The organism is Bacillus sp. 220_BSPC, from assembly GCF_001054655.1.
GTDB lineage: Bacteria > Bacillota > Bacilli > Bacillales > DSM-1321 > Peribacillus > Peribacillus frigoritolerans.
Genome location: NZ_JVPL01000030.1, coordinates 42,365 through 52,662, shown reverse-complemented (window position 1 = coordinate 52,662; position 10,298 = coordinate 42,365). Strand labels below are relative to the sequence as shown.

Annotated in this window: 7 protein-coding genes and 3 pseudogenes; 5 read left to right on the top strand and 5 right to left on the bottom strand. The window is 39.7% G+C overall.

The genetic code is table 11. From position 1 onward, the window contains the following. The 5 genes and pseudogenes from ADA55_RS02180 to ADA55_RS02165 form a co-directional block, all read left to right on the top strand. A partial coding sequence (locus ADA55_RS02180) for an MFS transporter (RefSeq protein WP_048678441.1) occupies positions 1-1,084 on the top strand: 1,084 nt, incomplete at its 5' end. Between the two features lie 497 nt (positions 1,085-1,581). Next, positions 1,582-2,334: pseudogene (locus ADA55_RS02175) on the top strand (spore germination protein); the annotation flags it as partial. Positions 2,335-2,355: 21 nt separating this feature from the next. After that, entirely contained in the window at positions 2,356-2,946 is a 591-nt protein-coding gene (locus ADA55_RS02170) for a GerAB/ArcD/ProY family transporter (RefSeq protein WP_053087355.1), read from the top strand. Further along, positions 2,847-3,053, top strand: a pseudogene (locus tag ADA55_RS28135) (homoserine dehydrogenase); the annotation flags it as partial. The gene ADA55_RS02170 and the pseudogene ADA55_RS28135, both read left to right, overlap by 100 nt. Before the next feature lie 21 nt (positions 3,054-3,074). Further along, a complete protein-coding gene (locus ADA55_RS02165; RefSeq protein ID WP_048678427.1) occupies positions 3,075-4,529 on the top strand; it encodes an aldehyde dehydrogenase family protein in 1,455 nt (484 codons plus the stop codon). Positions 4,530-4,566: 37 nt separating this feature from the next. Here ADA55_RS02165 and ADA55_RS02160 read toward each other — a convergent pair. The 5 genes and pseudogenes from ADA55_RS02160 to ADA55_RS02140 all read right to left on the bottom strand — a co-directional run. Beyond that, positions 4,567-5,355: pseudogene (locus ADA55_RS02160) on the bottom strand (homoserine dehydrogenase); the annotation flags it as partial. Continuing rightward, positions 5,345-6,592, bottom strand: coding sequence for a M20 metallopeptidase family protein (locus ADA55_RS02155; protein WP_048678425.1), 1,248 nt, complete (start codon positions 6,590-6,592; stop codon positions 5,345-5,347). The gene ADA55_RS02155 and the pseudogene ADA55_RS02160, both read right to left, overlap by 11 nt. 35 nt (positions 6,593-6,627) lie before the next feature. Continuing rightward, positions 6,628-7,827 carry a cystathionine gamma-synthase family protein gene (locus tag ADA55_RS02150; protein ID WP_048678423.1) on the bottom strand — a complete coding sequence of 400 codons (1,200 nt, stop codon included), beginning with the start codon at positions 7,825-7,827 and terminating at the stop codon, positions 6,628-6,630. Between the two features lie 14 nt (positions 7,828-7,841). Then, entirely contained in the window at positions 7,842-8,846 is a 1,005-nt protein-coding gene (locus ADA55_RS02145; RefSeq protein WP_048678421.1) for a cyclodeaminase, read from the bottom strand. 28 nt (positions 8,847-8,874) lie between these two features. Beyond that, on the bottom strand, positions 8,875-10,062 hold the full coding sequence (locus ADA55_RS02140; RefSeq protein ID WP_048678419.1) for a M24 family metallopeptidase: 1,188 nt from the start codon (positions 10,060-10,062) through the stop codon (positions 8,875-8,877). Between the last annotated feature and the right edge of the window lie 236 nt (positions 10,063-10,298).

The window sequence follows — 10,298 nt, the reverse complement described above, 5'->3', positions numbered from 1 at the left end:
CCCGACCGCCCGCGGAAAGCGAGTGCCTGGAGTGGAAATCAACGTCCAAACAGGAGGAGAATATGCAGGTGCAATGACTTTTATCGCAGAATCAACCCCAGATAAAAAACGTGGTTTCATGGCGAGTGGTTTAGAAGTTGGAACGCTCGCAGGCTTCTCTGCTGGTGCTGGGTTAGTCACTTTTATCACATTCCTTCTCGGTCCTGAAAAGATGGTCGAATGGGGTTGGCGGATTCCATTTTTAATTGCTGGTCCTTTAGGATTTATCGGTTTATATTTTCGGACTCGCTTAGAAGAAACACCTGCCTTTGAAGCGATGATAAAAGAAGAAGAAAAAAAACACCATACTTCCCTTAAAGAAATTGTTATAAATCACTGGAAACCACTTTTAATTTGCATAGGTATAGTTCTCTTTTATAACACGATGTCCTATATGGTACTCACTTATATGCCAGCTTATTTAACGCAAGAACTTGGTTATGGTGAAACTAAAGGATTAGTTTTGATGATTATCGTTATGATTATCATGATGCCTATTATCTTAACAATGGGCCATTTGAGTGATCGTATTGGTCGTAATCGCATTATTACGGGAGCTTTAATCGGTGTCATTTTACTCAGTGTACCAGCATTTATGATGATTGGTAACGGCAATAATTATATTGTCTTTTGCGGCTTGCTCCTTCTTAGTAGTCTACTCGCTGCTTTCCAAGGAGCACTTCCAGCAACGCTACCTTCATTATTTTTTACGAAAGTACGTTACGGGTCACTTGCGATTACCTATAATATTTCAACATCATTATTCGGAGGGACTACCCCCCTTGTAATCGCTTGGCTCGTTGGTATCACTAAGAATAGTATGTTCCCAGCTTATTACCTAATGACTGTTTGTCTATTCGGACTTATCATTGTTTCTTTATTTGTCAAAGAAACAGCTGGTAAATCGTTACGTGGATCTCCACCAGTTGTTAAGGAGCAAAGCGAAATCCAAGAATTATTGAAAAATCCAGATAAAGCACTATGGTGGAAAGAGGAAGTGCAAGAAATGAAAGAGAAGGGTATGAATAAGCAGGGCATAATTTAACCTATACAAAAATAAATATAGAAGGATCATACATATTAGGCAGGTTAATATGTATGATCCTTTATTTGTGTTATTAACACAAAGTAAGGATTAAAAAAGCGCAAAAATATAAAAGTTATAGCGAATGGGAAAAAAGTAACAAACAAAAATTATATATTCAGGAATAGACCCTCTTTTTCGGTATTGGCCTCGCCTATTTGACCATACTTGACACCTTGAGGTTTATTTTAATGTAACCGGATTTAGCTTGAAAAAATTCCGTAAATCAGAACAAATGATGCCAGAGTTCATATAAGGGAGAAATCGCTAAACAACTAGATTTATAGGTTCTAAACGAGGGAGTAGTAGAAAATACAACTCCCCTTTTATGATTCTTTTTTATTTATTCGATTAAAACTCAAATTACAGTTGGCCACTAATTTTAATCGGTAATTTCAACTAAGTATTCGTGCGTATAAAATCCTACCATTCGTTAATAATATCCATATCTTACAATCAAGGGCAAAGTAGTGATCTTGGTGGATGGAGCTCCACATGGCTTACTTGGGCCCTCTACATTCTTTGAATACTTTGCGGCATTCGAAGATTATTTTCTCAACTGGACAATTGCCTCATTCTTTAGGCTTATTCGTTTTTTTGCTGTATTGTTTTCCATCTTAATGACCCCCATATATGTCGCAGTTCTCACCTATCATTATGAGTTGATCCCAAAGGATTTAGTCAGTACGCTTGTGATTTCTCGTAGCGGAATTCCATTTCCACCGATTTTAGAAGCATTAATCTTGGAATTAGCCATCGAACTTCTCAGGGAGGCAGGAGCTAGACTGCCGACTAAAGTAGGTCAAACAATAGGTATCGTAGGTGGTATTGTTATTGGGACGGCATCTGTTGAAGCAGGGCTGACGAGTAATGTATTGTTAATTCTTGTTGCATTGTCGGCTCTTGGTTCTTTTACTACACCTGTTTATCAAATGGGTAATACCATTCGCTTAATTCGATTTCCTCTCCTACTTATGGCTTATTTTTTAGGATTATTGGGTATAGCTATCAGTTTTTGTTTTTTGCTTGTGCATTTACTGAGGATAACTTCCTTAGGGAGGCCATTTCTTGAACCGTTATATCCGCCAAGGATTTATGATATGCGGGATGCCTTGATTCGTTTACCATTTTTTCTTCAGGCTAAACGTCCAATTGAGGTTCAGACGGAAGACACTGTTAGGTTAGAACCCAAGGAGGATTCTAAAGAGTAAGTGAGAGTGGAGGTTTCTTACATGAACGATAAAAGTGATCAAATCTCGCCATTTCTAGTCTTTTTTTTAATCGTTAAAATTCAGGTGGGTGTAGGGGTCCTGGGATTTCAAAGGATAATTATTCAATCTGCTGGCCATGATGCTTGGATGGCGGTCATTATAAGTGGTGTAGTCTTGTCATTGGGTATTTGGGGTATGTACAACCTATTAAATCGGCACGATATGGACTTAATAGGCATACAGAAACGACTTTTTGGAAAGTGGCTTGGCGGTTTACTAAATATCATTTGGATACTGTATTGGCTGATGGTGGGTATTTCTGTTTTAAGATCCTATCTTGAAATCGTTCAATCATGGGTATTCCCCCAAATTAACACATGGTTGGTGACCTCCATATTTGCTTTATTAATTTATTATGTGGTTTTAGGTGGGTTTAGAGTGGTCGCCGGTTTTTGTTTTTTAGGGATCAGTATCCCTTCTTATTTAATTCTAACTTTTTATTTCGCGACAAGGTCATTGCCTCAATTGCTCCAGAAAAAGTCGATGTTACAGATCCTCTTGCCTCAATCAGCGGTGCCACTAACGCGATTGCGTACGAATGTGATCTTTTAGGCACAGTGACTTTAAGCGGTGCAGGTGCCGGGAAAGTTGAAACAGGATTCTCCCTCTTAATAGACTTAATTACCATTGATCGTGAAAGGAAATTAGTAAATATCTAATCGAAGAAGGGTGGTAATGTTATGGCAACTCAAGTTGCTGGTCGAAAGATGTTTCTTGCGGGTGAATGGGTGAATAGTGACCGAATTATTGAAGTGAGGGATCCACAGGATAACAGTATTATTGATACAGTGCCTGCTGCTTCAGCCGAAGATATGCTTAAATGCATCGAGGCAGCGAAAGAAGGGGCAAAAATTGCTGCTGCTATGTCTGTACATGAACGAATGGAAGTCATTAATAAAGCAGCCGATTATATCGAAGCGAATAAAGAAAAATATGCAAGAACCATTGCGCAGGAAGGAAGTAAAACAATCCGTGAAGCGACAAAAGAAGTTGCAAGATGCATTCAGACACTTCGAATTAGTGGAGAAGAAGCAAGAAGGATTCATGGAGAGACGATACCATTTGATCAAATGCCAGGAAATGAGAATCGGGTCGGGTATTATTATCGAGTTCCAATCGGTATTGTCGGCGCCATTACCCCTTTTAATGACCCATTAAACCTTGTTGCCCATAAAGTAGGGCCGGCGATTGCATCAGGAAATGCCATTATCGTAAAACCGGCAACTGTCACTCCATTAAGTGCTCTTTTACTTGCAGAAGCATTCGCTAAAGCGGGACTTCCTCCAAAAGTGTTAGCCGTGATAACTGGTTACGGACATGAGATTGGTGACGTTCTTGTGACACATCCAGCGATACGAATGATCTCATTTACAGGTGGGATTGAGGCAGGAGAAGGAATCGTTCGTAAAGCAGGATTGAAAAAAATCGGTATGGAGCTAGGTTCCAATTCCCCTGTTATCGTATTGGAGGATGCCGATGTAGAAGAAGCCGTAGAATCAACGGTTTCCGGTGCTTTTTGGGCAGCTGGTCAAAACTGCCTTGGTGTCCAGCGGATATACGTTCAAGAAGATATTATTAATCAATTTGAAGCAGCATTTGTGAAACGTACCAACCAATATAAGATTGGTGATAAACAATCAGAATCTACCGATATGGGGCCACTTATTACAGAAAAAGAAGCGATACGTGTCGAGAATCTGGTAAATGAAGCCCTTCAAAAAGGTGCTGTATTATTGACAGGCGGAACGCGTAACGGGGCATTCTATTCGCCGACCGTTTTGAAAAATATACCAGAAGATTCTACGATTGCAAAAGAGGAAATCTTCGGACCTGTTGTTTTGCTTTTCCCGGTTTCGAATCTTGATGAAGCAATTGAAAAATCAAATGGAGTAAATTACGGATTACAGGCAGGTATCTTTACAAAAAATATCGACAAAGCCCATAAAGCCATTGCAAAGATGGATGTTGGTGGCATTATGATTAATGACAGCAGTGACTACCGAATAGATGCGATGCCGTTCGGTGGTATGAAAAATTCAGGGCTAGGACGTGAAGGGATCAAATTTGCGATTCATGAAATGACAGAACCAAAACTTGTTTGTTATAAATTGTCGAACTCAACGTTCGCATCCTGAAAACAGACTGAAGCCTTTGGTAAGTAAATCAATAAGTATCTTCAATATCTTTTAATGTAATGTCAGTAATCCCTTTGCATGATACTTCTTCCACTGTTAGTGGTGCGTTCATGACATAGTTTGATAAAATGACAATTTTATATCTTGCATCATAGCCTTCAACATCACTAGTAGGATCTGCTTCTGCAAACCCTAGCTCTTGTGCCTCTTTTAACGCTTCCTCATAAGACACACCCTCTACTTCCATTTTGGTTAAAATGTAGTTTGTTGTACCATTTAAAATTCCGCGTATTTCGGTGATATCATTTCCTGCCAACGTTGCAATTGGCATACGTAAAGCAGGTGTTCCGCTCATGACCGTTCCTTCAAATCCCCAGTATACGCCATGTTTACTAGCAATTTCAGAAAGCAATTTGTAAGCTAGAGCAACAGGACCTTTATTTGTCATGACAACATTTTTTCCACTTTCAAATGCAGCCTTACAATGGTTAATGGCGGGTTGACCTGTTTTTACATCTGTGTATGAAACCTCAATAATTGTATCTGCATTTGTTTCACGAATCGTTTTTAGGCTATCCCACCCCGTCACAAGGCCTGGCGTTTTTGGGTAGTTTTCTAGACTTCCCGTTTCTTTTAATACTCGTAAAGCTGTATCGATGTCAAGACCGCTCGGATGATAGATTGAGCCTTTCATTAAATCCGAAATTGCGACAATTACACCTTGAAAGCCTTCACCTTGTTTTAATTCTTCTTTTTTATCACGCAGGATTTCAGCTAATCCTTGACCAACTACACCAAATCCAATAAATGCTAGTTTATGTGCCATGTTTTTGCGCCTCCAAATTATGATTGATCGGTAAGTATACCTCTCCATTTAAAAACCTTACAGCTGTATGCGCGAGAATTGCTGTTCCTATAGGTAAGCATGTTTCGTCGATATCAAAAATCGGTGTGTGCAAATCTCTTTGAACTCCTTCTTTTTGTGCACATCCTAGAAAAAACATAGAACCCGGAATTTTTTGTGTCACATAGCCGAAGTCTTCTCCTCCTAGTCCGAATGGACGTTTCGTGATTTGTATTTCAGGATAGATCTCAAGCATGGCTTCGGTAATCAATTGATTGACCAAAGCACTATTATTTAAGGCTGGTTCTCCTCTTTCGATATTCAAGGAAAAACTCCCACCTAGATGTTCAACAATTGAAATCGCTTTCTTTAATTCTAAAGCTAATAAATCTCGGGTTTCGGGTGTATAACTGCGAATCGTACCTTCAATTAAGACCTCTGTTGGGATGATATTACTTGCTGTTCCTGCATGGATTTGACCTATGCTAATCACCGCTGCATCCAATGCTGATATCTTGCGAGCAACAATACCGTGTAACGCTTGCATAACAGGTCCGAGCATCCATATTGGATCAGTTCCAAGTTCAGGATACGCTCCGTGGCCACCTGTTCCATAAATCTTCGCTTCAAATACATCGACATTTGCCATACTGTAACCATCACTCATTTGTACGTCACCGACTGGAAGCCATGGACACATATGAAGGGCGATAGCAGCATCTACCTTGTCATAAACACCTGCTTGCACCATATAAGGCGATCCAGAAAGTCCGCTTTCATCAGTACTTTCCTCTGCCGGCTGAAATATGAATTTAACTGTTCCTGTTACTTCACCCTTTTTAAAGAGATCAGCAAGTATGATAGCGACACCTAGTAAAATAGCTGTATGGGCGTCATGTCCGCATGCATGCATAATACCATCATTTTTTGAGCAATAACTTGTAGTATTTTCTTCTGTAATGGGCAGAGCATCAATATCAGCCCTGATTGCAATCGTCGGACCTTCACCAGAAGTTAATATACCGACAACGCTTGTTTCAACTGCAATTCCTCTTTCTACTTTCATTCCGTCGATTTTTTGTAACGTTTCAGCAATCAATTGGGAGGTCCCGAACTCTTGAAAGCTAAGCTCGGGATGTTGATGAAACGTGCGGCGCCATTCAATCAGTTGGTTAAACAAGTAATTAGCTTGTTTAACCATAGGATGATTATTTGACATTCACCTCTCAACTCCTATAGTAAACTAGGTATCTATTAGACTTGCAAAACGCTCTCAACGTGATTAAATGCTTGCTCAAAATCTGCAATTAAATCTTCAATATCTTCAATTCCACAAGAAACGCGAATTAACCCTTCAGGAATTCCCATTGCTGCACGCTCTTCTGGAGTACATTCAACATGGCTTGTAGTACGAGCAGGTCCTACTGTTGTTTCAACAGCACCGAGATTCGCAGCGCGGTTTGCAAATTGTAATTTCGGAAGAAGGTCTCTTACTGTATCTACTCCGCCTTTTACTGCAAAACTAAGCATTCCACCAAAATCCTTCATTTGCTTTTTCGCAATATCGTGATGTGGATGCGATTCTAGTCCTGGATAGTAGACGTTCTCTACCATTTCTTTTGATTGTAAGTATTTAGCAAGAGCCATTGCATTTTTACATTGCTCACGAACGCGAAGGTGAAGTGTTTTCATACCGCGCAACATTAGGTATGCCGCCATTGGGTCCATTGTTGCCCCATTAATTTCACGGAAGTGATAGATTTTTTCAACAAGCTCTTTAGAACCGCACACAACACCACCTAATGCATCTGCGTGACCACCAAGGAATTTTGTTGCACTATGGATTACCAAGTCTACACCTAGTGAGAGGGGGTTCTGATTGATTGGCGTCGCAAATGTATTGTCAACAATCACAAGTGCACCTGCATCACGACCCGCTTTTGCCATGCGCTCAATGTCCGTAATTTTCACGGTTGGGTTTGTCGGTGTTTCTAAGTATAAGATTTTGCATCCTTTTGCAACTTCCACCTCAATTTGCTCATGGTTTCCTGTTTCGCAAAGTGAAACTTCTATTTGTTGACGTGGAAGGAATTCTGTAAAGATCTTATTCGTACCGCCGTAAGTATCTTTTATCGACACAATCCGATCACCCGGCAATAAAAAGGTGGACAATGTATTGCTAATAGCTGCCATTCCAGTTGAAAAGCTTGTTGCTGCTTCGGCACCTTCTAGAATTTTCAGTTTATCTTCAAATGCTTGAACTGTTGGATTTGTGTTACGTCCGTAAATATGGCCTTTTTTCTTTCCGATTGCCACATCATACCATTCATCCATATCATCATAACCGTAAGCTACGCTTAGCACGACCGGTACTTGTGTTGCTCCGTGAACTAAATACTCTTTTTCCCCGGCCCATACTGCTTTTGTACCCAATTTAGCGTTATTGTTTGTCATATAAACACTCCTCATTAATTTTTTAATGATAACGTTTTATTTTCAACCTTTATTCCTAAATTCCGTTTCGCCATTTCGTTATAAGCAAAAAGTGCAATCGCTGTATCTTGAACTCCTGTTCCCGTTAAATCACAAACGGTAATTTCTCCGTCATTTTCACGGCCTCTCAACTCTTTCAATGTTAATTGACCAAGTTCAATAATGGATGATTCTTTTGTTAACACACCACTATCAAGCGCATGATGCAATTCTCCAAGTCTGGAACATTGTGCTTTCGTATCACACACAAGCTTATCCGCTCGTACCAGCACTTCAGCTTCTAACTCTTGCTTATGTTCAGCATCAGATCCCATTGCTGTAATATGAAGGCCTGGATGCAGCCATTCGGCTTTGATAATCGGCTCTTTTGATGGGGTTGTGGTTATAATCAAATCACTGTTCCGAACAACTTGTTCAGCATTGTCCATCACTTGGACTTCAATGCCTATTTCTGCTGCCATATCTTCTGCATACTTTTTTGCACGATCAGTCGAACGAGCATACACTAGTATTTTCTTAAAATCGCGTATCAATTTTAAAGCCCTAACCTGGAATCTTGCTTGACTTCCAGCGCCAATCACGCCAACTGTTGCAATATTTTCCCGTGAAAGGTACTTGGCAGCAATCGCTCCCGCTGCAGCAGTTCTAACCTCAGTTAAATAGCCATTATCTAAAAGAAGCGACTGTGGAATACCAGTTTGTGTACTAATCAACATCATTAGTCCATTCCCACTAGGAAGACCTAGCTTATAGTTATTAAAGAATCCCGAAGAAACCTTTATCGCAAACATGTCTTTGCCCTTGACATATGCTGTTTTTACATCTACTTCGCCATTTTGATCGTGAACATCAACACGCATAATCGGTGGCATTTCCACTTCTTTTTTGGCTAGTTTAGAAAATCCTTCTTCTACGATGCTGATTGCTTCAAGATTTAATGGCACATATTGTTTAAGCTCCTGCTCAGTATATATAAGCATGGTGCCGATTCAACTCCTTTAATGGTGTCTAGTTTTTTGTAAGGACTCCATCTTTGATGAACAAATGTCTTGGAAGTGATGCAAATGTTTCACAGCCAGTTTCTGTTACACGAAATGATTCACTCGCTTCAAATCCATACTGATCTAACCAAATCCCTGGAATGAGATGGAATGTCATATTCGGCTGAAGAATCGTTTTATCTCCTTTACGGATACTAGCCGTATGCTCACCCCAATCAGGAGGATAGTTAAGTCCCATTGCGTATCCAAGTCGTGACTCTTTTATGATCCCGCTTTTCTTGATTGATTTTCTCCAGGTTTCTTCAATTTCTTCACATGCAATGCCTGGCTTAATCATGTCAAGACACGTGTTCAATCCCTCGACAACCACTTCTGAAAGCGCTTTTATTTTTTCGGAAGGTTGACCGATATTCACTGTTCTTGCGAGTGGTGAGTGATAGCGCTTATAGCAACCAGCCAATTCTAGAATCACTGTATCTCCTTGTTTATAGCGTTCATCTGTCCACGTTAAGTGTGGAGTTGATGTTTTCTCTCCTGATGGAAGCAGTGGCATAATTGCTGGATAATCACCACCGAATTCTTCTGTTCCAGTGATTTGAGAATGGAAAATTTTTGCAGCTACATCGCATTCACGAACACCTTCATTGATTAGTCCAATTCCATCCATCATTGCTTTTTCAACAATTATTGCAGCACGCTTCATGTACTCAATCTCTAGATCTGATTTCACATTACGAACCCAGTTTACTAAAAGCGTTGCATCTTGAAACGAGGCATTTGGTAGTCCCTTTTTCAGCTGTTCATAGCATTTTGCGGTGAAATAATAGTTTTCCATCTCAACACCGATGGAACGTTTATCTTGGCCAATTTGTTTTACAATATCGGCTACAAAGTCCATTGGGTGCTTTGTATCAGATTGTACATAATCGTCTGGGTACGGAATGATGTTTTCGTGGTAAAGCCATGTTGTTACTTTGGCCCCGTTTGCATCTTGCCCCCTTCCAATCCAAATCGGTTGATCTTCGTCACTAATAATCACTAACATTTGATGTACATAGAAGGACCAACCGTCATAACCGGATAAATAGTTCATATTTGCCGGATCTGTAATAAGTAATACTTCAATCCCTTTTGATGCCATTCTCTCTTTTGTTTTACGAATTCTCTCTTTATACTCTGCAGTTCCAAATGACATGGAACATTCCCTCCTCGTTCAACTAAGTTTTTAATTTTTTTAACTCTATGGGTTCATTATAATGGTAGAACGAAAATTCTATCATCCGCAAAAATGTATGAAGATTCAAACAAGTTTGTAGACAAATTATAAAATTTAATAAAATCGAAAAAGCTGACCAAAAAACCATACATTTTATCCTTTCAACAAGACTTTCTATTTATAAGGAATGCATTCTAACTACGAAGTTCAAAAAA